The following is a 536-nucleotide window of genomic DNA, read 5'->3' as shown; positions in this document are numbered from 1 at the left end:
CAAAGCGTGTTGCTGTCGCGCCAGTCCGTTTCGATTCCGCCGAGGCAGACTCTCTGTCCGCGCTGATCGGCTTTTGGCTCAACCCAAGGCAAACCGACTGGCTGCGCTTTGTCTTGACCGGCGTTTTGTTCGGCTATACCGCCAAAGAGATTTACGAACTCAACCACAACGAACACCAGCTGCTGAAATGGCTGGAGTCGTCTGCCCAAGCCATGGAAAAATGGCGGAAAGGCGGCATTTTTGCCGCCGTGCAGCAGTTTGCCGCCCTACATGACATCGAAACACGCCTGCTCAAAGGCGGCAACGAGCGTAGCCTGACCAACTACTATCAAATTCTGGAGCTTTTGGCCGAAGAAGACAGCCAAAGCCGCAACCCTGCCGCCCTGCATAAATGGCTGAACGAACAAATCAGCCGTGCGCGCAGCGGCCATTTCCCATCAGACGCGCAAACCATCCGTCTTGAAAGCGACGAAAAACTGGTCAAAATCGTTACCATGCACGCGTCGAAAGGTTTGCAATATCCTTTGGTTTACTGC

At 54.3% G+C, this 536-nt stretch carries 1 pseudogene; it reads left to right on the top strand.

The window, feature by feature from the left end:
* Nucleotides 1-536, top strand: a pseudogene (locus ACTHUR_RS17590) (3'-5' exonuclease); the annotation flags it as partial.

Source organism: Neisseria sp. P0021.S007, assembly GCF_051956855.1.
Note: the sequence above shows the minus strand (reverse complement) of the source record. Positions and strands in the feature narration are given on the sequence as shown.